Below are 24,581 nucleotides of genomic sequence, written 5' to 3' on the forward strand. Positions count from 1 at the left end.
CAGCTAACTTATTACGCACTTCCGACGAGGCGGGAAGATAGATTTTACCCTCGAAGGGTCAAACCCAAACCAAGTAAATACCCCACCAAAAAGAAAAATACCAGTCAGCTTAACTGACTGGCATTAGGGATTAACCCCTATAAAAAAAGCGATTAATACTGTGTATTAATCGCTTTTTTTGTATCAATTATTTAATCAAATACGCAATTTAAGCTATGAAAACCAATTGATATTATTTATCGTCTATCGACTCTCCAGTACCAAGTAGCGTGGCAACCCAGCGCCCTTCATCACTTGCCTCTAGGGCTATTTTAACAATCATGGTAAGCGGTACCGATAGCAACATGCCTACAGTGCCTAATAACCAACCCCAAAATATTAAGGACAAAAACACCACCAAGGTAGAAAGCCCAAGCCCTTTACCCATAAATTTAGGCTCTACAATGTTACCCATTACCGTATTAATAATTAAATACCCTGCACCTACAAGCCCGGCTGTTAATGGTCCTTGTGTGATCAGTGCTAACAATACAGCTGGTACTGCGGCAATAATAGAACCTATATTAGGAATATAATTAAACATAAAGGCCAACACGCCCCACAGCACAAAGTAGTCAACATCTAAAATCCATAAATAAAATGCTGCAATAATACCGGTGGCTAAACTCACCAATGTTTTAATTGCTAAATACGAATTAATAGAAACCAAAAAGCGGTCAATTTGCTCCATTTTTCTATCTGGGTCGACAAGTGCCATATGAATTTTTTTGCTTAATGCAGGCCCTTCAAAAAGCATAAACACCACAGTTAAAATTATTAAAAACATGTTTGCCATTACGCCACCTAAGCCGGTAAGCATATTCGTGGCTACATCGACCATTTTACCTGGGTCAAACATAGAGAGAATTTGATCTCTATCAATTAAGATATTGTATTGCGATGCAAGATCGACCAGCCACACAAACTCTTCTTGTAATTGGGCTTTATATTCAGGAAGTTGCTGAGAAAAGTCGTTAACTGATTGTCCTACAAGGCCGCCTAAGCTTACACCTAAGCCCACAATGATAAGCACCACAATAACAACAGAAACCCCTTTAGGGATCCGATAGCGACCAAAAAATGTGATCAGCGGGTTGCATACAATGGCAATAAACGCCGCCAAAATAAAGGGAATAATAATAACACTTGCGGCCTTAATACCGGCTAATACAACCACCAGGGCTGCAAATATTATTAAGCTTTTATTTACGCCAGTTAAACTTGCCAACGCGCCAATCCTTTTCTTATGAAATTCGCTTTAGTGTAAGGCAAAAACTAATTAAATGAAATATTTACAAAGTGATCGTTGTTTTTTAGTTAACGTAATAATTTGCATTAAGATAGTTTAAATAGTATACATTTTAAACAAATCGTACACTTAAAATTGGTAAGATTTTTATGCATATTTTTTTTACAGGCGCTACAGGCCTAATAGGTAAACACTTAACGCCTTTTTTGCTACATCATCATAAAGTAACCGTACTGAGCCGAAATAAAACCAAAGCCCATGTATTGCTTGGTCATAATATTGATGTAGTAAGCACGGTTGATGAGGTTAATTTTAACCATGTTGATACCGTGATTAATTTAGCCGGCGAACCTATCGTCAACAAACGCTGGACGCAGGCACAAAAACAAACAATTAAAAACAGCAGAATAAACCTTACCACGCAAATCAGCGATGCTATTTTAAATTGCAGCACGCCCCCTGCTACATTTATATCTGGCAGTGCCATTGGCTATTATGGCCGCCAAGGCGTTACTCCTGTAGATGAGGGCACCGACGATGTAAATGATGAATTTAGCCATCAGCTATGCAAAGAGTGGGAGCATGCGGCACTAAAAGCGCAAAGTGATAAAACACGGGTGTGTTTATTACGCACGGGAATTGTACTTAGCAAAAACGGCGGCGCTTTAAGTAAAATGCTTCCTGCGTTTAAATTTTTTGCAGGTGGCCCCATTGGTGATGGGGAGCAAGGTATGTCGTGGATTCATATTGATGACATGATCCAACTGATTTTATTTATTATAAAACACACGTCGCTTTGCGGGCCAATTAACGCTACTGCACCCACCCCTGTTAGCAATAAAGTATTTAGCAAAAGTTTAGGTAAAGCATTGTCACGCCCTGCGGCCCTAACCATGCCAAGCCCTGTGTTAAAAGTGTTAATGGGTGAAATGTCTGATTTGCTCACTACTGGGCAATATGTAATACCCAAAAAAGCGTTAGCGCATAATTACCGCTTTCATTTTACGGATATAGATTCGGCTCTGAGAAGTTTAATAAAGTAGGTGTATTCAGCATAGATACACCTACTAAAGGTTATAAAAATACTACTTTAAGCTAGGTTACTGTAATTAATATAAGCTTTAGTATCTAGTCTCCATTAAAATAGTCGTTTTATAATAAAAGAACCTTTCTATGCTGCACTTACCAACCGTTATAAGCCTTTCTTTTATTTTAAACCTTATAATTGGGCTGTATTTTATCTCTATTTATCAATATAAAAAACAAACTAGTTTTTTATATTTTGGCCTAGCTTGTACCACCTTTACATTCGCCATACTATGCGCAAGCTTACGCGTGATCATTGCATGGCCGTTTATTACCCATTACTTTGCCAGTCTATTTATTATTGCTTGCCCACTTTTTTTAATTATAGGATTAAAAGCACTCAGCCCTTTAAATAAAAGCATATGCAGGCAAGTTAGCTATTTACTCATCATGGCTGCGGTTTTTTTACTCGTAGTTTACAACACCGCTGTAGAGCAAATATTGGTTAGTTTAACTGTGGCAGGGTTATTTTTGTATGCTTCGTATATTGTTTTAAGCACCCGCTTTATAGCAAAATTACAGCAACGTATGCTATTGCTTTGCCTATTACTGCATGCACTCGTTATGCTAATACAGGGAGTTTTATTACTGTTGCCGTTTTTTACCGCGCTCAACTTTGATTTTGCCTCTGTTTTGCAATTTACTTTAGCTGTACACTTAATACTTGCCACTAGCGCCGCCCTATTGCTGCCTTTTTTAGTGTTTGCCAATACAGAGCATACGCTCAACTCCCTTGCTAATCGCGACCCATTAACCCAGCTATTAAATAAACGCGGTTTAAATGCAGTGGCCAATACGTTATTTAATAAAAATCATGCCGAGCATCCCCTTAGCATTATTATGGTCGATATAGACTTTTTTAAGCGCGTTAACGATGAATACGGACACGATGCAGGTGATGAGGCAATTAAATGGGTTTCGCAGCATATTGCAGCGCTTTTTTCTAACAGCGCGGTGACCTCGCGTGTAGGCGGCGAAGAGTTTGCAATTTTACTTAACCACTGCACTTTAAATGAGGCACAGTGCGCGGCAAACACCCTCAGAAAAAACATTAAAAACAAGCCCTTTAGCTATTACGGCAACACCATTTATTTAAGAATAAGCGCAGGAGTGGCATGCAGCGATACTCAAACAAGCTCTTTCAAATCGCTACTTAGTGCGGCAGATAAGCGCTTGTATATTGCTAAAACCACAGGACGCGACAAAGTTATATATGAATCTGCACAAAACCCTTTTATAAGTAACAAACAGCTTTGCACATAAAAAAAGCCCTTCAATTGAAGGGCTTTGACATACACACTAAAACAAAATGATTACTGACATTTAAGCCCAGCAGAGTCTGCCTTATTAGGCACAAACTGAATGTTTGCTACCGACACTGAGGTTTTACTGCTTGCATGTAAACTAAACGGGCTTGTAAGGCTTGCAAAGTCTACGCCTTGGTTAGCAAAACAACGTAAGTCTACCGACACCGACTGCCATTTATTTTTGATTGATTGATCAACCATTTTACTCAAGGCAATCGCACCACCACACTCACCTGAACAAGTCATAGCAAGGTTTACGTCATCGGTTAGTGGCTCATTGAGTTTAATATCAAAACTAATAACGCCATTAGCCTCTAAATACGTAATGGTATCTTCTGCAAAGCTTGTGACTATTTCAGCACTTGCCTTTTGCTCGCCACTAAAATTAAATTGGCGCGCGTCTTCTTGAACTGTTTTATCTTCAGTACGGTATTTAAGTGCACCCAGTTGATGAGTACTGCTTGATACATCTAATAGCTCATCGCCAGATTTAAGTAATAAACGCCACGGAGCAACCGGTGCGCCAACTAAAATATCCATACTAGTGAGCGCTGAGTTATCTAATTTAGAGTCTTCGTCTAAATTATCAGCCAATACATTTTTATCGCCATAAGTTAAACCAAAGCCGTACGGTAATAATGGGCTGTAATCGTCATCGCCTTTATTAACCGTTGCTTGTACTGCTGTTTTAGGCCATGAAAACGAAAGCTTGCCGCTAAAGTCATGTTGAATGCTGCCATCTTTGGCTTTTAAAATAACATCGGCAATACCGCCGCCCTCTGTACCTGGCAGCCATGCTGCAACAAATGCATCTGAGGCATTTAATTCACTGTTAACCCACATTGGGCGACCGGAAATAAATACCGATACAACATCAATACCCTGCTCTTTTAACGACTTTAATAACGCGAGCGATTTTTTATTACCGCGCTCAAATTCAAGGTTATCTCTATCGCCATGGCCTTCTGCATAAGGCTCTTCACCAAATACCACAACGGCTACATCTGGGCGCTGCTCATATGAGCCATCCACACTTAAAATGGCACGACCACCCGCCTCAGTAATTTGTTTTTCAAGACCTGCGTAAATAGACGTGGCACCAGGAAAATCAGCATTTTTGTTATTCGTCCCTTGCCATGTAATACTCCAGCCACCCGACTGTTTACCTATATTATCGGCTCCATCGCCGGCAATAAGTACAGTTTGGTTAGCATCAAGAGGCAAAATATTGTTTTTGTTTTTAAGTAAAACCAGTGATTCACGAACTGCTTGACGCGCAACTTCGCGGTGCTGCTGCGCACCAATTAGCTCAGTTTTACCCGAAAACTGACGCTTAGCCGGGCTTGGTTTATTAAATAAACCAGCACGCAATTTAACGCGTAAAATTCTACTTACTGCATCATCAATGCGCGACATGCTGATTTCGCCAGCTTTGACTTGCGCTATGGTGTTTTCGTACAGCGGCTTCCAAGCGCCCGTTGGCACCATAAAAATATCAAGTCCCGCGTTAACAGCCTGTGCACAGCTTTCGTTTGTACAGCCTTCAATTTGGCCGTGGCCGTTCCAATCCCCTACCACAAAACCATCAAAGCCCATGCGGGTTTTAAGCACATCGGTTAACAGGTATTTATTGCCGTGGTTTTTAACCCCATGCCAGCTATTAAACGATGCCATAACCGACTGACTTCCCGCCGATAAGCCACCTACATAACCTTGGGCATGTATATCAAACAAATCTTGCTCACTGTCGATATTATTACCTTGGTCATCGCCATCGACTGTGCCGCCATCACCTAAAAAGTGCTTAACGGTACTAATAACACGTTTATCACTTAAAAAGTCGCCATCGGCCTTGCCCTGTAAACCATTTACAATGGCAGCTGAATAATCGCGTACAATGCGAGGGTCTTCTGAATAACCTTCATAGGTTCTGCCCCAGCGGTCGTCACGCACAACAGCCACTGTAGGTGCAAATACCCAATCAATACCCGTTGCCATTACTTCAACCGCAGTAATAGCTGCTATTTGCTCAATCAATGCCGGGTTGTTTGCCGCACCTAAACCAATATTATGCGGAAATAAGGTCGCGCCAATTACATTATTGTGACCATGCACAGCATCGGTGCCCCACATTGTGGGTATTTTACTGCCATCGATAGAATCATCTACCGACGCCTGATAAAAATCTTCAGCCAATTTTACCCAGTCCATTGGTGTTGCGTGTTTATCACCATTAGGAAACGCACCGCCCCCATTTAGGTATGAGCCAAAGCCATATTTGCGCATGTCTTCAACGGTAATATCACGAATTTCTGGTTGAATCATTTGAGCTACTTTTTGCTCAAGTGTCATCGTTTTTAAATAATCGGCTATTTTAGCTTCAATTTTTGGATCTTGTTTTACGGCAATATTAAGTTTTGGCCAAATTTTCTCTGTTTTAGACAATGCATTATTAGCTTCCGGAGTGGTTGTCGCGTCATTTGAACAAGCCGCTAAAATGCCTAGTGATGCAATTAATGAGGCACGTGCTATTTTATTAAGTGAAAAAGGGGTTTTCATTATAGAGTCTCCTGAGCTTGAACTGGTTTGCTTCCGCTTAAACCATAAAACGCGATAAATAAGTAACAAAAAATAGGTAAAACATACGAAAGTTGAACACCCACACTATCAGCAAGTGCACCTTGTAAAAGAGGCACTATTGCCCCCCCTACAATCGCCAAGCACAAAATACCAGAGCCCTGCGCGGTATGCTTACCAAGGCCATTTAACGCCAAACTAAAAATAGTTGGGAACATAATAGAATTGAATAAACCAACCAGTAGTATTGACCACATTGCTAATTGACCCGACGTGCTCATGGCAATAACCACCAAAATAATAGCCATACTTGCGTTAAAGCCAAGTACTTTACCAGCGGGTAATTTTTGCATTACCGCTGCACCAATAAAACGCCCCACCATAGCTCCACCAAAATAATATGTGATGTAGTGAGCGGCAACATGCTCTTTTAAACCGGCAATATTTTCTTGTGCTAAAAAGCTAACTAAAAAACTGCCAATCGCAACCTCTGCACCTACATACATAAATATACCCACAGCACCGAGTGTTAGGTGGCGGTATTGCCATGCACTACCTTCAATTGTCTCTGACTTTTCAGCGGCTTCTTTTTGCTCATTCATTATGTCTGGCAATTTAAGCCACGCAAAAATACCGGCTAATAAAATAAGCATGCCTGCTAATAGTAAATAAGGAAGTTGTACCGACTCTGCATTTTGTGCCGGTGTTAAAAACGCTTCAGAAGCAGTATCAAGAATCAAAAATGCACCAAATGTAGGGGCAACCGTAGTGCCTAGCGCATTAAATGCTTGCGTTAAGGTAAGGCGAGAAGACGCTGTTTTAGGGGCGCCCAATAAACTTACATAAGGGTTCGCAGAAACCTGCAACAAGGTAATACCGCTTGCCAGAACAAATAAAGCAAACAGAAATACTGGGTAATTATGTAGCGCCGCGGCTGGGTAAAAAAGTACACAACCACATGCCGCTATAAGTAACCCCACTACAATGCCTTTTTTATACCCTAATTTTTTAACTATATAGCCACTTGGCAGTGACATTAAAAAATAAGCCCCAAAAAAACAAAATTGAACCAGCATTGCCTGAACATAAGTTAGGTTAAACACCGCTTTTAAATGCGGGATTAAAATATCGTTTAAGCAGGTAATGAATCCCCACATAAAAAATAAAGTAGTTAAAGATGTTAATGCAAAACCATAGTTTTTATCTTGGTAGTTTTGCGACTGTGTGTGTGTCGTCAGTGGTGCTGAACTGGCCATGGGCTCTCCGCAATTTATTATTATAAATTAATGCAAAAGTCGTTATTAAAAATTGCCGTGTAACCCAGCAACATTAAAGAGTTGACCTTCGTATCAATTAACACTAATCTAAAAATGTAAGCGCTTTCACGTGTAATTAAATACGAACATGTAACATATTTCAACAAGTTTAATTTTTTTATAAACGCGCCCTTACGCTTCATCGCAGTAAATACAGTGGCTATTTATGCATTTAAGGTTTAAAAAGGTTTGTTACTAATGACAAAATTATCGTTACCATCTCATTCACCTCTATTAACAAAAAACTTTGTTTATGGTGTGGCTACGGCATCATTTCAAATTGAAGGCGGGTATGAGCATCGCCTGCCCTGTATATGGGATACCTTTTGCGATACACCCAACAAAATAGCTGACAGCTCAAATGGGCATGTTGCCTGCGATCATTACAACCAGTGGCAAAACGACATTGAATTAATAGACTCGCTTGGCGTAGATGCGTATCGACTTTCTATCTCTTGGCCGCGCGTTATTACCTTATCGGGCGAGCTAAACCCTGAGGGCGTAAAGTTTTATACTAATATTCTTGATGAGCTTAATAAGCGCAACATTAAAGCGTTTGTAACGCTATATCACTGGGATTTACCTCAACATTTAGAAGACAAAGGCGGCTGGTTAAATCGCGATACAGCTTATGAATTTGCTCGCTATGTAAAGCTTATTAGCCAAGCATTTGGCGAGCGGGTATTTTCGTACGCGACCCTAAATGAGCCATTTTGCAGTGCCTTTTTAGGCTACGAAGTAGGCATACATGCCCCAGGTTTAGTGGGCAAAGAGTACGGTAAAAAAGCAGCGCACCATTTATTGCTTGCCCATGGTTTGGCAATGGATGTATTAAAGCAAACCTCGCCTAATACTCAAAATGGTATTGTGCTTAATTTTACACCTTGCTACCCCTTAACGCAGTCAGCAGAGGATATTAATGCAGCTCGCTACGCCGATGATTATTTAAACCAATGGTATATGAAACCAATAATGGATGGCCAATACCCAGAAATTATAAAACAGCTTCCTAGCAATCAGCAGCCTGAAATCCACCCAGGCGATATGGACATAATTTCACAATCTATTGATTACTTAGGCATTAATTTTTATACGCGCCAAGTATACAAAGCGCACCCTAGCGATATATACGAGCCACTTGCACCACAAGGGCCTTTAACCGACATGGGCTGGGAAATTTACCCGCAGTCGTTTACCGATTTACTTGTAACGCTTAATAACACCTACACCTTACCGCCTATTTATATTACCGAGAACGGCGCAGCTATGCCCGACACCATTAAAAATGGCGAGGTAAACGATGTAGATCGCCTAAACTATTATCATAGCCACTTAAATGCCGTGCACGATGCCACAGCGCAAGGGGTTAATATTATTGGTTACTTTGCGTGGAGCTTAATGGATAATTTTGAATGGGCCGAGGGCTACTTAAAACGCTTTGGTATTGTTTACGTTGATTATAAAACTCAGCAACGTACTATAAAAGCCAGTGGCCAAGCTTATAAAAGCTTGATACAAAGCCGTAAATAGTCAATAAAAGCTATTCGATTAATCGCATAAATAAAAATCAAAAAGCGAGAACCTAACATCATGATAAGTGTAAAAGAAAAAATAGCGTATGGCCTTGGCGATACGGCAAGTAATATTATTTTTCAAACAGTTATGATGTTTTTAATGCTTTACTACACAGATGTAGTAGGGCTTTCTCCAGCGGTGGTAGGCACCATGTTTTTAGTGGTTAGATTGTTTGATGCCATCACCGACCCAGTGATGGGCAACTTAGCCGATAAAACCCAGTCGCGCTTTGGCCATTTTAGGCCCTATTTATTGTGGCTTGCCCTGCCCTTTGCGCTTATTAGTATTTTAGCTTTTACCACGCCAGAGCTTGAAGGCACTGATAAAATTATTTACGCCTTTACTACCTACACCTTACTTATGGTGGCGTATACCGCCATAAATATTCCTTACTGCGCATTAGGTGGCGTGCTCACTAACGATGTAAAAGAGCGTGTTAGCGTGCAATCGTATCGTTTTGTGTTTGGTATGTTAGGCGGCGTTATTGTTGCTGGCTGTACAATGCCAATGGTTGAATACTTTGGCCAAGGCGATAATGCCAAAGGTTACCAATACACCATGACGGCAATGAGCTTGCTTGGCTTAGTGTTATTTTTACTATGTTTTTTGGGCACCAAAGAGCGCGTAGAGCAACCGCCTGAGCAAAATCTGTCGTTGTTTAAAAGTTTAAAAACCTTGATTAAAAACGATCAATGGCGAGTCCTGTGCGCTGCCGCGCTATTTTTACTCACTGGCCAAGTATTACGTTTAACCTTAGGTGTTTATTACGTTAAATACTATTTAGGGCAAGAAGATTTGATTACCTCCTTTATGACCCTAGGAGTGGTTGCCAGTATGGTTGGGTGTGCGTGTGCTCAGCCGTTGGCTAAGCGATTTTGTAAAATAAAAGCCTATATTAGTTTGCAGTTAATCGCTGCGGGCATATGTATTGCGAGCTATTTTATCTCCCCTGATAATATTACCTTGGCATTTGCCGCCTTTATTTTGTGGAAGTTTTTTTTAGATATGGCCACCCCACTACTGTGGGCAAAAATGGCCGACACCATAGACTACGGGCACCACAAAACTGGGGTAAGAATTACTGGCCTAGTATATTCGGGCGTTATATTTTTTATAAAAATGGGTGTGGCGTTAGGCGGTGCAATTGCAGGCTGGCTGCTGTCTTTTTATAATTACCAAGCGCAAACAATGCAGAGCCTTGATACGCAGCAGGGTATTTTATTATCGTTTACTATTATACCGGCGTTTGGTTCTTTGTTTGTTGCATTTATTATGCGTAAATACACGCTCAATAACGCACAGTTAGCCTCTATACAGGCATCGCTAAAAACTAGTGCTAGTTAACATTTGGTGGGTACGGTATTATTTGCCCGCCAAAATAAAGGATATAAGTGAGTTAACAATAACATGGCCACAATTTATGAAGTGTCGGAGCTTGCTGGCGTATCGTTAGCTACAGTGTCACGGGTAATGAATAAAAACACCCGCGTAAGTGAAAAAACCACTAAAAAAGTACTCGATGCAATGCAGCAGCTGGGCTATAAGCCCAACTCTATTGCGCAATCGCTTGCCTCAAACAGAACCAACAGCGTGGGTATTTTGGTCTCAGAGCTTCATGGTCCTTTCTTTGCTCAAATGATGGCAGGCATCGAGTCAGCCCTACGCGCTGCGGGTAAGCACGTTATTATTACCACCGGTCACAGTGAGGACGATAAAGAAAAAGACGGCATTGAATTTTTAATTAGCCGCAAATGCGATGCGCTAATTTTACATGTAGAGTCAGTCAGTGATGACTACCTAATTGAGCTAAGTAAAGGTAAAACCCCTATTTACCTTATTAACCGATACGTACATTCACTTGAAAGTAACTGCATTAGCCTAGATAACGAACTCGGCGGCTACTTAGCCAGTAAATCTATTGTTGAACAAGGCCACACAAATATAGCTTATATCGCGGGGCCGCAAGTTAAAGCCGATGCCAGAAACCGTTTAAAAGGACATAAAAAAGCGCTGCACGAAAAAAACATCCCCTTTAATGAGGCGCTGTTTTACGAAGGTGATTTTAACGAAATTGGCGGCAGCAAAGGCCTTGAAAAACTACTCAACACGCGTATTCCGTTTAGTGCTTTAGTGTGTGCCAACGATGAAATGGCATCAGGTGCTATGAAATACGCCCGTGAGCATGGCTTTAATTTACCTAACGATTTGTCGGTTATTGGCTTTGATAACGTTATATTTGCCAATTATCTTTACCCTACACTTACCACCATAGATAACCCAGTAGAAGAAATGGGTGAAATGGCTGCAAAAATGGTGCTACAAGATGTGTATCAGTATAAAAACTTACACATAAACCGCGTGTTTGAACCCACCCTTATAAAACGTGATTCAACACAAGCGCTGCCAAAATAACGCATAAAAAAACGGCGCTATATTAAGCGCCGTTTTTATTAAACCCTGCAACTTATTTTGCTATCCAGGGGGTTACTTTAACTACGTTTTCTATATCACCAAGCAGATTTACGTCATCTTCCCAGTTATCCTGTACTGCAAAGTAGCAGATTGATTTTTCGCACTGTATATGTGGGTTATTAAAGGTCACAGGCTCTTTAAACGTTACAGCAACGCCTTTTTGCTCAGGCAATAAAAACCACATGAGCTTACTAACAAAAAAGCCTGATAAATCTGTTAAAAGTTCATCTAACTCGTTATTAATTGTGTACAACGAATCCTTCGTTAAACTAAGCCCTTCAAATTCGCTGGCCTCAATTTGCAATTTTAACTGACAATCGTGATCAGGATTTTGTGGCTCTACAACAATAACGGCTTTATCCGTATCGAGCTGCTTATCAAACGGTAAAAGTAACTGTGCTTTATCGGTAAAATTAAGCGGGTATTCGTTATTTTCAGTTAAAATTGTGCCGCTTTTAATAGCACATGCCTCGTTTGTGGCAATATCGCTAATGTAAAAGTTAACTCGTGCATACTGAAAGTCGCCCTTGTTAACCACTTTTAATCTATCGTAAAAGCCATCGTACGACATAACAAACTCTTTGGCATTGACTGTACTTGCCGCCAAACTTAATAAAATGAGTATGGCGTTAATATTTATGAGTCGTTTTTTATTCATCAAAATAAGCTCTGTTTTGGTTAATCATGGTGTTTAGCTCTTCTATGTAGGCCTCGCCGCGCTCTGAGTACGACATTAAACCATGCGTTAGTGCCGTTGCCGCAATGGGCTTTTGCTGCTGTCGTAAATCTTCGCGTATCAGGCGTAAATCTTTGTAGGCATTATGCGTGTTAATATTTCTAAAATACGAGCTTACTGCCGCACGTACCGACTTAAATGCAGCAACTTCGTGCGCCGCTCCACTATTGCGGCGTCTTGGCACCATACCGCACCCTTTTGAATAACACCATTGGCCAAAAAAGTTAAGCCCTATGCGTGCAAAGCGCGATGTACCCCACGCCGACTCATTTGCCGCTTGCATTAGCGCAAGCTCTTTAGGAATAATATCAACACGGCGCAGCGCTTGGCTTAAAATTAGGGTGTTTACTGTTTCAGGTAAGCCATAGGCTTTTAAAATATTAACGATGTCGCGCTGTTGTTTTTTCTCGAGCGGTTCGTTGTATTCAAGCATCATACGCACAATTTCTAACTTAGCGCGTTGCTGTAATATTTTTTTATTTTCAGCCTCAACATGCGGGCGAATAAAATCAAAAAATGCCTGTTTTTTCTCTTTTACATCAGCAAATTCAGAAAATTTAGGTAAAGTAACATTGTGCAGGGGTTTTTCTTTTTTCTTTACTTTTTTAGGTTGTTCACCTGTGGTTTGTTCTTCAACCTCGTACTCATTACTTTGCATAAACGGATATGCAAGCGCCCATAAAAAAAATACGCTTAGTAACAGCTTTAAAATGGTTTTTAGCATGTAGTCTCTCTTTCAAACAACAATTATGCATGGGTAATACACACACATACGAAACCCCATTATACCTAAGCCACTATATAAACGCGAATAACACTCTGTGTGTAACCCTTTAAGGGCCGCGCTTTGCTAAAAAATGCTAAAGTGGCTGCTTGCGATAAATATATTATCCACCAGCTCAGGTTATGTACTTGTTCATTCGCAATTTATTAGGGCATGGGTATACTGAGCTTATACCGTGTATAACAACGTTTTGTGAGTAAGCAGTATGGATAAGCAATGGCAAAGCCGAATAATAGAACAGTATAAAAATCGCCCTAACGATAATCGCTCCCCCTGGCAGGTAGACCGCTCTCGTATAATTCATGCTGCAGCTTTTAGGCGCTTACAAGCAAAAACCCAAATTATGGGGATAGGCTTAAACGACTTTTATCGCACTCGCTTAACGCATTCTTTGGAGGTATCGCAAATTGGTACCGGCATATTGCGGCATTTAAAAGCACAGCACAGCGATTTTGAACACTTCCCCTCTACCGGTTTATTAGAAACTTTATGTTTAGCCCACGATATAGGCCATCCCCCGTTTGGCCATGGCGGCGAAATTGCCTTAAATTATATGATGCGTGAGCACGGTGGATTTGAAGGCAACGCACAAACATTGCGTATAGTCGCTAAACTTGAGCCATACTCTAACGGCCACGGCATGAACCTAACGCGCCGCACGTTGCTTGGCTTTATTAAATATCCCGCATTTATAGACGATTTATGGCACACCATTCCGACGGTAAATAACACACGCTCATTTATAAAAGCAGATGATTGGCGCCCCGCTAAAGGCTTATACAAAGACGATGCACAAATATTTAAATGGATCATTGCCCCTTTAAGCGACAACGACAAAGCCCTATTAACTAGCCATACACCAGTAGATCAGTACCGTGCAAAAACCCGTTATAAATCGTTAGATAGCGCCATAATGGAACATGCCGATGACATAGCATATGCAGTGCACGACCTAGAAGATGCCATAGCCACTAAAGTACTCACATTAGATGATTGGCAAACACACGCATTACCCCACTTAAACGCGCTTAATTACGATTGGTTAAACACTAAATTAGACTCGCTTACCCAACGCTTATTTTCAAAAAACGATTTTGAGCGTAAAGATGCCATAGGCGAGCTGGTAAATATGTTTATTATTCATATTCATTTAGATGTTCAGCATGGTGATTTTGAGTGCCCTATTTTAAAGTACACTGCAAAGCTAGACCCACAGTACGAGCACGTTTTACAAATACTCAAACGTTTTGTATTTAATCGCTTAATACGCGACCCAGAAATGCAGCAAATAGAGTTTAAAGGTCAAAACTTACTGATTGAATTATTTACCGCTTTTGCCAGTGACCCACTGCGTTTATTACCCGAAACAACGCAAGCGCTTTATCTAGACGCTGAAAAACAAAACCAAGGGATGCGCATAATATGCGACTACCTAAGCGGCATGAGCGATGAGTACGCCTATAAAACCTACCAGCGTTTATTCTCACCAGTACAATAAAAAGCCAAGAGCACATCCTGCTAAGCGTTTGGTTAAAGGAAGAGCCTGTGTAAGGGGTTATAGCAAATAAGTAGGCGTGCGCAAAAGCCGTTATCGAGCCCACTCAGTTACAAACTTAGCGCCGCGATTAAATAACCTCTTGTTTGCAAAAATTTTTCCTGCAAAATCTAGCAGGCCCTTGTATATTTAATAAACTATAAAAATAAGAGCATTGACTATGAACACACCACACACTTTTAACTCCTTTAAAGCGTTTTACCCGTATTACTTAAAAGAGCACCGCAATGTAACCTGCAGAAGGCTTCACTTTATTGGCAGCACGCTGGTACTTGCTGTCATCTTTATTGCATTAATCAAGCAGCAATATAGCTTGCTGTGGTTATTACCGATTATTGGCTACGGATTTGCTTGGATTGGGCATTTCTTTTTTGAAAAAAACCGCCCCGCCACTTTTAAGCACCCCCTTTATAGCTTATGGGGAGATTGGGTCATGTTTAAAGATATACTTACAGGTAAAATAAAATTTTAATTTTTATATTATTTTATTATTTTATTATAAAAATCACTCGCAACCTTTTTAAACGCTATACAAATTTCAGCTTAAATAATCCGCTCTTTATATGTTAATTTATTTAACATATAAAAGGTGGGTTATACACTTAATTTAAAAAAGGCTTAGCAATAGCCATTATTAAAGGCGTACACACTGCTCTTACCTGTTAATCAAAAGTAAACCTCATGATTTACAATTATTTTAAGATCCATCAGTTACTTACAAACTCCAGCCTATTTATAGCTTTTACCTCATTTAGTTTTATTAATTAAACCTTGTAAATATATACCCCTTAATTTTAATTGAATGTTATTCAATTGACTCATTTTGTTAATGCGGTTTATATTCTCAAAGCAGCTCCATTAAAAAGTAGCGGCTATAAAAACAAAAATTTTTAAATCAATGGGTGATCAGATGAGGATTAACAACATGAATCAAAGCCTACCGTTTAGGTTAAATAACTTAAAAGTGAGTACAGCAGTGGCTGTGGGTGCATCGCTTTCGCTATTTGGTGCGTTTACTGCACACGCGGCACAGCAAACACCTCAAGTACAAGAAGATATAGAGCAAATTAGCGTAATTGGCTCACGCCGTTTAGGGCGCACAGTTGAAGACAGCGCCGTACCTATTGATATTATTGGCGCTGAGGCGCTTACCAGTTCAGGCCTTACGGAAACAAACGCGCTACTGAGCAATTTGTTACCAAGTTTTAACTTTCCACAGGCATCGCTTACCGATGGCAGTGATCATGTACGCCCTGCACAACTACGTGGTTTAGCACCCGATCATACCTTAGTGCTGGTTAATGGGAAGCGTCGTCATAGTAGCGCACTGCTTAATTTAAATGGTTCAACGGGGCGTGGCTCATCTTCTGTAGATTTAAATGCAATACCAGCTAATGCTATTGAACGCATTGAAGTTTTACGTGATGGCGCTGCGGCGCAATACGGCTCTGATGCAATAGCGGGTGTGATTAACATTGTACTTAAAAGCGCAAGCAGTGGCGGCTCCCTTGCTGCTATTTATGGGGCAAATATCACCGAGATGGATGGTGTACCTCAGCTTGAATCGGTATCTGAAGGTAGCGATGGCAACCTAGCATTTACCGAAGGTAGCGATCGCTCTATAACCGATGGGCAAACGCTTACTTTGCAAGGTAATATTGGTTTAGAGCTTGGAGATAATGGCTTTTTAAACATTTCGACTGAATACCGCGACCGCCACTCAACTAACCGTGCCGATTACGATCAACGCGAAAACTACGACCGATTAGAAGATGGCTCACTCGACCCCCGCGAGTTTACAGTTAACCGCTATAACCATAACTTTGGTAATGGGGATGTAGAAGACCTATCGGTTTTTTATAATGCAGGGTATCAACTAGCTAACGATGCAGATTTGTATTCATTTGGCTCTTACTCTAAACGTGAGGGTGAAGGCGCTGGTTTTTATAGACGCGCAAGCGATAGCCGTAATATAGAAGAAATATACCCCGACGGTTTTTTACCTGTGATCACCTCAGATATAAACGACTACTCACTCGCGTTAGGTGTTAAAGGCTTTATAAGTGATTGGAACTACGATGTATCGGCTGTGTATGGTGAAGATGCGTTTGAATTTGGTGTAACCAATAGTTTAAATACGTCGTACGGCCCCACTAGCCAAACACGCTTTGATGCAGGTACGCTGACATACGAGCAACTTACTTTAAATGTTGATTTAAGCCGCGAAGTGGATGTCAGCTTTTTAGAAAGCGCGGTAAGTGTTGCCATTGGGGCTGAGTACCGCACAGAAGGCTATCAAATAGAAGCTGGCGAAGAAGCCTCATACGCACAAGGCTCATTTGGCCCAGGAGGCGTAGTCACAGGCGAAGATGGCCCATTTGGTGCAGCAGGTGCGCAGGTATTTCCAGGCTTTACACCCGAATCAGAAGGTGACAACAGCCGCCACAATGTAAGCTTTTACATAGACTTAGAAACCTACCTGACAGATGATTGGAATATTGCTGTGGCAGCCCGTTATGAGGATTACTCAGATTTTGGCGATACACTTAACGGCAAAATTGCAACGCGCTATTCGTTAACCGAAGATTTAGCCATACGCGCTTCAGCCTCAACAGGCTTTAGAGCGCCTTCATTACAACAGCAATATTTTACTTCGGTTGCTACCGTATTTGTTGATAGCGTTCCAACCGAAACCGGCACCTTTGCACCAAGCAGCGATGTAGCCAAAGCGCTTGGATCACCGGGCCTTGATGCCGAAGAAGCCACTAACTACGGGGTTGGCTTTACTTGGTCTACCGACTTTAATTTCAGCTTATCGGTTGATTACTATCAAATACTAATTGATGACCGTATTGTTTTATCTAACAATTTATCGGGGGCATCAATAGAAGAGTTGCTAGCAGGCACAGGCGCTAACCAAGGCCGCTTTTTCTTAAACGCTATAGATAGTAAAACGCGTGGTGTTGATGTGGTTGCCTCGTACAACTTAATCACCGATGGCTATGGCGATATTGCCTTTAACTTAGGGTATAACTACGGCAAAAATGAAGTCACTGATATTATTGACCCGCCCGCTGAGCTGCAAGGTGCTGGGTTTGATCAAGACAACTTGTTCTCAGGTACAGAGCTGCGCCGCTTTGAAGTAAGCACCCCGCGCAATAAATACAATTTAAGTGCTACATGGACCCATGATGCGCTGCGTACCACACTTAGAACTACGCGTTATGGTGAAACCCAAGACCCTTCATCAACGCCTGAGCTAAACGAGGTATTAAAGCCTAAGTGGATCACTGATTTAGATGTAGCCTATGCCGCTACCGATAACCTAACGCTTAGTTTAGGTGCCAATAACATTTTTGATGTATACCCAGATCCTACCCGCGAAAATGTAGAAGAAGTCTCTACTTTTTCTCGCTTGTTTGCTTATTCGAGCTTTTCGCCCTACGGATTTAATGGCCGTTACGTGTACGGCAAAATAGAAATGAAGTTTTAAGCGCTAAACATTTCAAAATGTACTCAAAAACACAAAAGCCACCTAGTCGGTGGCTTTTTACTACGAACTGCTCAAATCAATTAGATTTTAGTTAACCAGCCGTGTTTGTCTTCACTTTTACCCCATTGAATATCGTTCAATGCTTGGCGTAATCGCGCTGTTGTAGGGCCTGGCTCACCACTGCCTACTTTGTATTCTTTATCGTTATGAATAAACGTGCCTACCGGCGTTAACACCGCAGCAGTGCCTGAAAGCGCAGCTTCTGTGCCTGGCTTTGCAGCACGCTCTAAAAGCTCGGTAACGCTAAAGTTACGCTCGCTTACTGTCATACCTAAATCTTTTGAAATGGTTAAAATGCTATTACGGGTTACGCCATGTAAAAACGTGCTATCAAGCGCTTTGGTAATAATTTCGTTACCGTCAATAAGAATAAAGTTAGCTGCACCTGTTTCTTGTACGTCGCCGCCTGGGCAAAACAAGATTTGATCGGCTTGGTATTTTTCGCGCGCTGCGCTAATTGGTGCAAGTGCACTGGCGTAGTTACCGCCACTTTTTACCATGCCCATGTGCGGGGCACAGCGCATACCATCTTCTTCAAGTAATACACGCAGCGCAGTAGCACCGCCTGTAAAGTAATCGCCAACTGGCGATAAAAGTGTATATAACAACGAGCTCATTGACGGTGCAGCCGCTTTACCAATGGCAGCCTCTGTTCCTATGTGAGTTGGGCGAATGTACATAGAGCCCGGTGGCAATGGCGTTTCATCAGCATACTCTTTAACAATCTCGATAATCATGTCTTTTAGCATTTGACCGTCAAAGCTTGGTAAGCTTAATAACGCTGAGCTTTGCTGCATACGCGCAATGTTTGCATCTATTCTAAAAATATAAATAGAGCCATCTTCGTGGCGAAAAGCTTTTAAGCCTTCAAAACACGTGCTTGAATAATGAAGGACGTGCGCGCCCGCATGAAGTTCAAGTTTATCGGAAGGGACGATTGAGCTTTCGCTCCATTGGTTATCAGAAAAACGAGCTTGAATCATCTGCGGCATAAACACGGTACCGAATGCGGCCATTTTAATCTCTCTTGTGTGGTCTATTTTTCTCCATTGTATGACATTCATGCATCATTTAACCATAGCAAAACTGAGGCTTTTTTAATTATCAAAAAGAAATTTTTGCAACTGCTGTTTATAAATTGGCCATATTGTTAAGCACATACAAAAAAGCCGATTAATGCATCTTCATTAATCGGCTTTTTAAAGGCACATTATTTATTTAAACGAGTACCTAATAATACGTTTTAATACCGAGCTATACTGTTTAAAAAAACCACCGGTATGATAATCAATACCGTGTTTTTGCATAACGGCTTGCACTTGCGGGGCCACTTCTTGATAGCGAGAGGACGGCATATCTGGAAATAAGTGATGCTCAATTTGGCAACTTAAATGCCCAGTTAAAACATGAAACCAATGCGGGCCTTTAATATTTGATGAGCCTAAAACTTGGCGATAGTACCACTGCCCTTGCGTTTCGTTTATGCAGTCCTCTTGTTTAAAGGTTTCGGTGTCCTCGGTAAAGTGGCCACAAAAAATAATGGTTGAGGTCCATAAATTACGGATTAAATTTGCTAGTAAGTTGCCTGCTAATACCCATAAAAACAAAGGGCCCGCCAGTAAAGGAAATATCACATAATCTTTTATTAATTGGCGCGCACCTTTACTAAAAAAGCGCTGTTTTAGGGTAGAATGCGATACACCCCCTTCGCGGTTTTCTTTCTTTTTACCTATAAACACACGTTCCGCTGCCAGTTCGTGATACGACACACCCCACTGAAACAGCACACTTAAATTTATATATGTAATAAACTGCCACACATTTTTTAAGCGCCATTTAAAATCATTGCTTAAACGTAATAACCCATAACCAAAGTCGCGGTCTTTACCAATAATATTAGTGTAGGTGTGGTGCTCAAAGTTATGAACGCGATGCCAGCTTTGCCCATCGCAAGCAATATCCCATTCGTAGTGTTGCGAGTTAAGCTGCTTGTCGTTCATCCAATCGTATTGGCCGTGCATAACATTGTGGCCAATTTCCATGTTGTCTAAAATTTTTGCCAGCGCTAATAACAGTACACCCGCAACCCATAAAAGTGGCTGAATAAAGCCCAGCATAAGTAAAATACGGCCACTCCACTCACATAGCCGATGCTTTTTAACAACCGAGCGAATGTAGTTTGCATCTTGTTGCCCTACTTTGCCTAGCGTATCCATTTTTATGCTATCTAAATCGTGGGCTAACTGATCAAAGTTTATGTTTTTCATAGTTGTAACTCCAAGTCGCTAACAGGTTGACTTACACACAGTTGAATTAACTGCTCGCCGTTATCACTCAACTCACCAGTTTTTAAATTACGCACCACGCCAGACTTTTTAATGCACTGGCACTGGTGGCAAATACCAATGCCACACCCGCGTTTAACCGGTAATTGTTTTGCTTCAAACTGTGCTAATAATGCGTTGTTGGCATTTACGACATGAGCGCTGCTATTAATCTGCACGTTAAACAGGCTGTCGTCATTTTGGTTTGGCAGCGTTAAACCAAATGCCTCTTGGTAGTAATTTAAATGGTGTTTTTTCGCAAAGTCACACACCGTTTTCATAAAGTTTGCAGGCCCACAGCAGTATATATCTGGGTTTTCCCATACATTTACATGGCGAGTAATATCATCTGATTGCTCGCGTGTGAGCAGTAAAAACGAAAAATGCGAAAACTGGTTTGCTAATGCGCTTAGCTCCTCTACACATTGGTGTGCAGCAGCTTTGGCATAATAAATCAGCGATACTTTTTGTGTGGTATGTTTTAAATGCTCACTAATCATGGCAAGCATAGGTGTAATACCCGAGCCGCCAGCTATAAACGTTGCATTGTTTTGAGTGTTTTTATAAACAAAGTCGCCACTAGGCGCTGAAATATTGCACCACTCACCGACTCGTAAAGCATTGCTTAAAAGGCTTGTAAAACGCCCTTGCTCATTAGTTTTAATTAATAAACGCACCAAACCCGTAGCTTTAAATTGCTCAGGGCTTGAGGCAACTGTAAACACACGAGTTAATAAACGCCCGTTTATTTCTACCGTTAAACTAATATGTTGGCCAGCAATGTGTGCCTGCCAGTGCTGAGTTGGCTTTAAGGTAATACTTAAAAAATCACCATTGTGCTGCGTCAGCTCTTCTATTTTTGCTCTATAAAGACCAGCACGCCACGCAGGCTTAACCATTTGCATAATGGGCTCAATGTAGCCTGCAAAGCTTTGATGGTGTAAAAACCACTTCGAAAATTGGTCTAATACTTTAGTAGTCATCACTATTAATCTCTTGGATATTAAATATTGAATTTGAACTTACATGTGTACGCTCAAACTTCAGCGCACAAGTGTACGCCCAAAAAAATTAATTTCAATAGTATTAGAGTAAATATTCAGTTTTTTAGCACAGTTTTTACGCAGATCACTAATTTAAAGCGCTGTACTAAAGCCTCAATTAAGGTGTAATAAATAGCTGTTTAAAATATTAAAACCAGCCATACAGCACTGCGGGTAAACTCTTTATGATTGAAATATATATGGTTTTTATTAAAGCGCTACATTTAGCAAAATCTGCAGCAGCATGCTAATGTAGGTATTACTTGCTTATTTATTGGACAGGACAACAACTGTGTTTTTACCCACAAAAACGATTGCTAAAACATTATCAACAGCGTTCATAGCTGTACTCGTTTCAACGCCGGTGGCAGCTGTAGATTACAAAACCCTTGATGTGTTACCGCTCAATGTAAAGGCCGTCAGTGTGGCTAAAGGGGTAACTATCCCCTGGGCTATTGAGCCGTTAAGTAATGGTGATTTACTTATAACCGAGCGAAGCGGCACACTTTATTTACTGCCTAAAAACTCATCTAACTTAACTAAGCTCTCGGGTTTGCCACAAATTGATGCTAACGGGCAAGGCGGTTTACTAGATTTAGCCCTACATAGCGGACCAAACAGTAATCAATGGCTTTACATAACTTACTCAAGTACCCAAGGCACTAAATGTGGCAGTAATACAGCCCTAATGCGCGCCAAGCTTAGTGACGATCGCACTGAGCTTTTAAGCACACAATTACTTTATAAAGGTGAGCATAACAGCACAAAAGGCCAGCACTACGGAAGCCGTATTGTGTTTGATAACCAAGGGTATGTTTACTTTTCGATTGGCGATCGCGGCTCGCGTGATAAAAACCCGCAAGACTTAACCCGTGATGGCGGTAAAATTTATCGCTTACACGCCGATGGCCGTATTCCTAAAGATAACCCGTTTGTAAATCAAAAAAGCGCTAAACACGCTATTTGGTCTTACGGACACCGTAACCCGCAAGGCATGTGGTTTGATAAAACAACACAAACGTTATGGTCTCATGAGCACGGCCCACGTGGCGGCGATGAGCTAAACATAATTAAAGCGGGCGCTAATTATGGCTGGCCGGTGGTTAGTTATGGAGTTAATTACAGCGGTACGTCGTTTACCGACATACAAGAAAAAGACGGCATGCAATCGCCCGTACTGCATTGGACCCCCTCCATTGCCCCTTCTGACATGTTATTGGTTAGCAGCGATAAGTACCCGCAATTAAAAGGCAAGCTTTTGCTATCGTCTATGAAATTTTCGTTTTTAAGTGCACTGGAAATATCTAACAAAGGTGTTTCAAAGCAATATAAAATTTTAGAAGGAATAGGCCGCGTCCGCAGCTTAGCACAAGGCAGTGATGGCTATATTTACTTAGGCATTGACGGACAAGGAATTAAACGCCTTGAGCCTGAGCAATAAAACCGTTAGTAACCGCAGCATAGCAAATAATGCGTTTACCTTGTTTTTATATAACAAGGTAAACGCCCTACGGCTAAAAGAACTATTTAGCTCTTTGTAGCGTATGGTAATGCTAGGGCGTGTTGATCTTTGATGGTTGAATTTACAGCAGTATGTTTGGTTTTTAGGCAAGGCAGAGCCTATGAAGTGTGGTTACTCCCCATGAATAGGCGATAACGCAGCATAAATGCCAAACATGCGCTGCCCTTCGGGTTCTGCCTAGGGGCGATAAACTCTTTGTTGCTCGGTTTTTACTTAGCCCACTAGGTTACAAACCTCGCGCCGCGATTTAATCGCCCCTAGATTGAACAAATTTCAATCCGCAAAGATCAACACGCCCTAATACTTTTATAAAACTAAGGAGTCCCATGTTTTCACTATTTAAATCAGACCCGACAAAAAAACTACGAAAAGAGTACGATGCAAAGCTTGAGCAAGGCATGCAAGCACAGCGTAAAGGCGACATTAAAGGCTACGCCATGTTAAGCGCAGAAGCCGAAAAAATCTGGAGTGAAATAGAAGCGCTTGAAGCTAAAAAAGGCAAGTAAATAATTCATCATCTCGTTTTATAGCCTCCACCAGCCAAAAACCACCTATTATAATAGGCTTGCACAAACAAGTGTACTTAAGGCGGTTACTTATATTTTCGATGCAGTTTTTAGTAGCGGTTAAATGATTTAAAAAAGGGGTTTGGTTTTCATTTTAAATCTTTAGCTGCTGTATTTGCTTACTGCGCTGGCGTTTTTCCTCCTAAGTCAGAAAATGAGGACAATTTCCTCTTTTCTGAATATTGTTAAAACAACATCCCGACTTAAAGTTTAATACTCGCAATGTGTTACAGGATTTGCTATTAATATTAAAAATAATTAAGAGGACATACTTTGCTCATAAAAAAAGGAAAGTGTCCTCTGATAAAATTGTTAGGTGTACATTCAAATTATGACGGAAGCTGATAAAGAAGTAATCCAGATAATTAAGGAGTTATTTCGTAATAAAAATAAAGAACTTACGGATCCTGATGACACCCTTCAAGATTATATTGTTAAAAGTACAATTTATTTAGCTATTATTTGTATTGTCATTTTAACCCCAATACAAATATTGAGTGATGCTTCTCATATCAAAGGAATTTTGCCAAGTGTTGTTAGTTTAGCGTTCACATTTTTATTTTTACATTTAAATATAAAGTCAAAAAATCCAAGTTTAATATTATATCTTTTAACTTGGTCATCATTAATGTTGAGTATATGGCTATAGGCTAAGTACACCTAACAAGGGTTTTCAAGTCGGACAAATTACCGTTGGCTTTATGTTCGTGCCTCACTTATTTTAGCCAACTGCAATTTGCCGCTTAAAACGGCGTTGGTATGACTCCCACTGTCAAGTTAAACGCACTGATCCCTGCCTAACTTTTTAAGCCATAATTACTTTAGCTCGAATTAGAGCGAGTTAATACATAGGATGAAGCAAGTAATGTCGTCGGTT

At 40.9% G+C, this 24,581-nt stretch carries 19 protein-coding genes; 11 read left to right on the top strand and 8 right to left on the bottom strand.

The genetic code is table 11. The annotated features are described in order from the left end of the window. Positions 1-232: 232 nt before the first annotated feature. Entirely contained in the window at positions 233-1,267 is a 1,035-nt protein-coding gene (locus PSI06_RS17655) for an AI-2E family transporter (RefSeq protein WP_273604521.1), read from the bottom strand. A 170-nt stretch (positions 1,268-1,437) separates the two neighbouring features. Here PSI06_RS17655 and PSI06_RS17660 point away from each other — a divergent pair, with 170 nt between their 5' ends. Together PSI06_RS17660 and PSI06_RS17665 are read left to right on the top strand one after the other, a co-directional pair. Beyond that, on the top strand, positions 1,438-2,331 hold the full coding sequence (locus PSI06_RS17660; RefSeq protein ID WP_273604522.1) for a TIGR01777 family oxidoreductase: 894 nt from the start codon (positions 1,438-1,440) through the stop codon (positions 2,329-2,331). Positions 2,332-2,764: 433 nt separating this feature from the next. Continuing rightward, entirely contained in the window at positions 2,765-3,637 is an 873-nt protein-coding gene (locus PSI06_RS17665; RefSeq protein WP_273604523.1) for a GGDEF domain-containing protein, read from the top strand. A 50-nt stretch (positions 3,638-3,687) separates the two neighbouring features. On the opposite strand, the gene PSI06_RS17670 is transcribed toward PSI06_RS17665, so the two are convergent. Together PSI06_RS17670 and PSI06_RS17675 are read right to left on the bottom strand one after the other, a co-directional pair. Beyond that, the gene (locus tag PSI06_RS17670) at positions 3,688-6,240 is read right to left on the bottom strand and encodes a glycoside hydrolase family 3 protein (protein WP_273604524.1); all 2,553 of its coding nucleotides are present in this window, start codon (positions 6,238-6,240) and stop codon (positions 3,688-3,690) included. Beyond that, positions 6,240-7,514 carry a sugar MFS transporter gene (locus tag PSI06_RS17675; protein ID WP_273604525.1) on the bottom strand — a complete coding sequence of 425 codons (1,275 nt, stop codon included), beginning with the start codon at positions 7,512-7,514 and terminating at the stop codon, positions 6,240-6,242. Before PSI06_RS17675 ends, PSI06_RS17670 begins: the two co-directional genes overlap by 1 nt. Before the next feature lie 258 nt (positions 7,515-7,772). Between PSI06_RS17675 and PSI06_RS17680 the strand changes: the two genes are divergently transcribed. The 3 genes from PSI06_RS17680 (at position 7,773) to PSI06_RS17690 (ending at position 11,561) form a co-directional block, all read left to right on the top strand. Beyond that, a complete protein-coding gene (locus PSI06_RS17680) occupies positions 7,773-9,104 on the top strand; it encodes a GH1 family beta-glucosidase (protein WP_126007389.1) in 1,332 nt (443 codons plus the stop codon). A gap of 60 nt (positions 9,105-9,164) precedes the next feature. Further along, positions 9,165-10,493: a glycoside-pentoside-hexuronide (GPH):cation symporter gene (locus tag PSI06_RS17685; protein ID WP_273586828.1), complete on the top strand. Its 1,329-nt coding sequence runs from the start codon at positions 9,165-9,167 to the stop codon at positions 10,491-10,493. Positions 10,494-10,556: 63 nt separating this feature from the next. Continuing rightward, positions 10,557-11,561, top strand: a complete 1,005-nt coding sequence (locus tag PSI06_RS17690) for a LacI family DNA-binding transcriptional regulator (RefSeq protein ID WP_096739481.1) — start codon at positions 10,557-10,559, stop codon at positions 11,559-11,561. Between the two features lie 52 nt (positions 11,562-11,613). Here the strand turns inward: PSI06_RS17690 and PSI06_RS17695 are convergent, their stop codons facing one another. Continuing rightward, positions 11,614-12,279, bottom strand: coding sequence for a DUF2987 domain-containing protein (locus PSI06_RS17695; RefSeq protein WP_031289865.1), 666 nt, complete (start codon positions 12,277-12,279; stop codon positions 11,614-11,616). Next, a complete protein-coding gene (locus tag PSI06_RS17700) occupies positions 12,272-13,081 on the bottom strand; it encodes a glucosaminidase domain-containing protein (protein WP_273604526.1) in 810 nt (269 codons plus the stop codon). The genes PSI06_RS17695 and PSI06_RS17700 overlap by 8 nt, the downstream gene beginning before the upstream one ends. A gap of 265 nt (positions 13,082-13,346) precedes the next feature. On the opposite strand from PSI06_RS17700, the gene PSI06_RS17705 reads away from it, so the two are divergent. From PSI06_RS17705 to PSI06_RS17715, 3 genes are all read left to right on the top strand, one after another. Then, on the top strand, positions 13,347-14,639 hold the full coding sequence (locus PSI06_RS17705; protein ID WP_273604527.1) for an anti-phage deoxyguanosine triphosphatase: 1,293 nt from the start codon (positions 13,347-13,349) through the stop codon (positions 14,637-14,639). 217 nt (positions 14,640-14,856) lie between these two features. Beyond that, entirely contained in the window at positions 14,857-15,168 is a 312-nt protein-coding gene (locus PSI06_RS17710) for a DUF962 domain-containing protein (protein ID WP_273604528.1), read from the top strand. Between the two features lie 453 nt (positions 15,169-15,621). Next, complete coding sequence (locus PSI06_RS17715; RefSeq protein ID WP_273604529.1) at positions 15,622-18,189, top strand: TonB-dependent receptor plug domain-containing protein; 2,568 nt, start codon at positions 15,622-15,624, stop codon at positions 18,187-18,189. 80 nt (positions 18,190-18,269) lie between these two features. Here PSI06_RS17715 and PSI06_RS17720 read toward each other — a convergent pair whose 3' ends face one another. The 3 genes from PSI06_RS17720 to PSI06_RS17730 form a co-directional block, all read right to left on the bottom strand. Next, positions 18,270-19,313, bottom strand: a complete 1,044-nt coding sequence (locus tag PSI06_RS17720; protein ID WP_273604530.1) for a branched-chain amino acid aminotransferase — start codon at positions 19,311-19,313, stop codon at positions 18,270-18,272. A 150-nt stretch (positions 19,314-19,463) separates the two neighbouring features. Next, positions 19,464-20,516 (bottom strand): fatty acid desaturase family protein, encoded by a 1,053-nt coding sequence (locus tag PSI06_RS17725; RefSeq protein ID WP_273604531.1) that lies wholly within the window; start codon positions 20,514-20,516, stop codon positions 19,464-19,466. Continuing rightward, on the bottom strand, positions 20,513-21,556 hold the full coding sequence (locus PSI06_RS17730; RefSeq protein WP_273604532.1) for a flavin reductase family protein: 1,044 nt from the start codon (positions 21,554-21,556) through the stop codon (positions 20,513-20,515). Before PSI06_RS17730 ends, PSI06_RS17725 begins: the two co-directional genes overlap by 4 nt. A gap of 400 nt (positions 21,557-21,956) precedes the next feature. On the opposite strand from PSI06_RS17730, the gene PSI06_RS17735 reads away from it, so the two are divergent. The 3 genes from PSI06_RS17735 to PSI06_RS17745 all read left to right on the top strand — a co-directional run bounded on the left by PSI06_RS17735 (position 21,957) and on the right by PSI06_RS17745 (position 24,353). Continuing rightward, positions 21,957-23,057: a PQQ-dependent sugar dehydrogenase gene (locus PSI06_RS17735; protein ID WP_273604534.1), complete on the top strand. Its 1,101-nt coding sequence runs from the start codon at positions 21,957-21,959 to the stop codon at positions 23,055-23,057. Between the two features lie 407 nt (positions 23,058-23,464). Beyond that, positions 23,465-23,644: a DUF6435 family protein gene (locus PSI06_RS17740; protein WP_273604533.1), complete on the top strand. Its 180-nt coding sequence runs from the start codon at positions 23,465-23,467 to the stop codon at positions 23,642-23,644. 391 nt (positions 23,645-24,035) lie between these two features. Continuing rightward, positions 24,036-24,353, top strand: a complete 318-nt coding sequence (locus tag PSI06_RS17745) for a hypothetical protein (RefSeq protein ID WP_273605049.1) — start codon at positions 24,036-24,038, stop codon at positions 24,351-24,353. The last annotated feature ends 228 nt before the right edge of the window (positions 24,354-24,581 follow it).

This window comes from Pseudoalteromonas sp. GABNS16E (assembly GCF_028598715.1).
GTDB lineage: Bacteria > Pseudomonadota > Gammaproteobacteria > Enterobacterales > Alteromonadaceae > Pseudoalteromonas > Pseudoalteromonas atlantica.

Coding starts and splice junctions, on each gene's coding strand:
- PSI06_RS17710 (WP_273604528.1), top strand. CDS start 14,857: ATGAACACACCACACACTTTTAACTCCTTTAAAGCGTTTTACCCGTAT.
- PSI06_RS17690 (WP_096739481.1), top strand. CDS start 10,557: ATGGCCACAATTTATGAAGTGTCGGAGCTTGCTGGCGTATCGTTAGCT.
- PSI06_RS17675 (WP_273604525.1), bottom strand. CDS start 7,514: ATGGCCAGTTCAGCACCACTGACGACACACACACAGTCGCAAAACTAC.
- PSI06_RS17685 (WP_273586828.1), top strand. CDS start 9,165: ATGATAAGTGTAAAAGAAAAAATAGCGTATGGCCTTGGCGATACGGCA.
- PSI06_RS17720 (WP_273604530.1), bottom strand. CDS start 19,313: ATGAATGTCATACAATGGAGAAAAATAGACCACACAAGAGAGATTAAA.
- PSI06_RS17695 (WP_031289865.1), bottom strand. CDS start 12,279: ATGAATAAAAAACGACTCATAAATATTAACGCCATACTCATTTTATTA.
- PSI06_RS17660 (WP_273604522.1), top strand. CDS start 1,438: ATGCATATTTTTTTTACAGGCGCTACAGGCCTAATAGGTAAACACTTA.
- PSI06_RS17740 (WP_273604533.1), top strand. CDS start 23,465: ATGTTTTCACTATTTAAATCAGACCCGACAAAAAAACTACGAAAAGAG.
- PSI06_RS17730 (WP_273604532.1), bottom strand. CDS start 21,556: ATGACTACTAAAGTATTAGACCAATTTTCGAAGTGGTTTTTACACCAT.
- PSI06_RS17680 (WP_126007389.1), top strand. CDS start 7,773: ATGACAAAATTATCGTTACCATCTCATTCACCTCTATTAACAAAAAAC.
- PSI06_RS17705 (WP_273604527.1), top strand. CDS start 13,347: ATGGATAAGCAATGGCAAAGCCGAATAATAGAACAGTATAAAAATCGC.
- PSI06_RS17715 (WP_273604529.1), top strand. CDS start 15,622: ATGAATCAAAGCCTACCGTTTAGGTTAAATAACTTAAAAGTGAGTACA.
- PSI06_RS17670 (WP_273604524.1), bottom strand. CDS start 6,240: ATGAAAACCCCTTTTTCACTTAATAAAATAGCACGTGCCTCATTAATT.
- PSI06_RS17725 (WP_273604531.1), bottom strand. CDS start 20,516: ATGAAAAACATAAACTTTGATCAGTTAGCCCACGATTTAGATAGCATA.
- PSI06_RS17700 (WP_273604526.1), bottom strand. CDS start 13,081: ATGCTAAAAACCATTTTAAAGCTGTTACTAAGCGTATTTTTTTTATGG.
- PSI06_RS17745 (WP_273605049.1), top strand. CDS start 24,036: ATGACGGAAGCTGATAAAGAAGTAATCCAGATAATTAAGGAGTTATTT.
- PSI06_RS17665 (WP_273604523.1), top strand. CDS start 2,765: ATGGCTGCGGTTTTTTTACTCGTAGTTTACAACACCGCTGTAGAGCAA.